The 343-nt window shown below is 62.7% G+C and carries 1 protein-coding gene; it reads left to right on the forward strand.

All coding sequences use genetic code 11. The annotated features are described in order from the left end of the window. Window positions 1–343 (forward strand): STAS domain-containing protein (locus tag FQV27_RS18740; protein ID WP_147101638.1); only part of this gene is annotated, 343 nt, incomplete at both ends.

Consider the following 343-nt stretch of genomic DNA (forward strand, 5'->3'; position numbering starts at 1 on the left):
GAGGTCGAGACCGATGCGCATGTCCTCACCCTGCGCGTGGACGAGAGCCTCTACTTCGTAAATGCCCGGTTTCTCGAGGATCTGATCCAGGATCGCGTGGTCGACGGCGGCGCTCTGCGCCACGTGATCCTCATGTGCTCCGCGGTGAACGAGATCGATTACTCGGCCCTCGAGAGCCTGGAGGCGATCAATCACCGGCTCACGGATCTGGGGGTCGGACTGCACCTCTCGGAAGTGAAGGGTCCGGTGATGGACCGCCTCAAGACCACACACTTCCTCGACCAGCTCAACGGACGCGTCTTCCTGTCCCAGCACGACGCCTGGAAGGCGCTTGCCCAACCAC

The organism is Paracoccus aurantiacus (assembly GCF_007993065.1).
GTDB lineage: Bacteria > Pseudomonadota > Alphaproteobacteria > Rhodobacterales > Rhodobacteraceae > Paracoccus > Paracoccus aurantiacus.